The sequence below is a fragment of the Mycobacterium sp. WUMAC-067 genome, from assembly GCF_020217485.1.
Lineage (GTDB): Bacteria > Actinomycetota > Actinomycetes > Mycobacteriales > Mycobacteriaceae > Mycobacterium.
In genome coordinates, this window is the sequence record NZ_JAEKMI010000215.1 from 1 (window position 1) to 293 (window position 293).

Genomic DNA, 293 nt, shown 5'->3' on the forward strand with positions numbered 1-293 from the left:
CGGTGAAGTGTTCTGCGGCTGCTGTCACCGCCAGCGGAATCCGGGCCGGCAGCACCTCCTCGATGCGTTTCACCCAATCAACAAACTTTTCGGAATCCCACCACCCAATCGGATACCCCATGTCAACGAGCTTGTCATTGAGCGCCCGATGCTGCTGGCCATGCACCGATTCCTGACCGATAAACCCGGCCACCCGCTTCTTCAACCCAGGATCGGCGATCTCATCGGCAAACCGGCGCACCGACCGAATGAACAACTCCTCCCCCGGCGGGAACGACCCCGACAAGTTCGCC

Annotated in this window: 1 protein-coding gene; it reads right to left on the reverse strand. The window is 60.8% G+C overall.

Annotated features, from left to right (window positions below):
• Window positions 1–293 (reverse strand): metal-dependent hydrolase (locus JF781_RS28290; protein ID WP_225341392.1); only part of this gene is annotated, 293 nt, incomplete at both ends.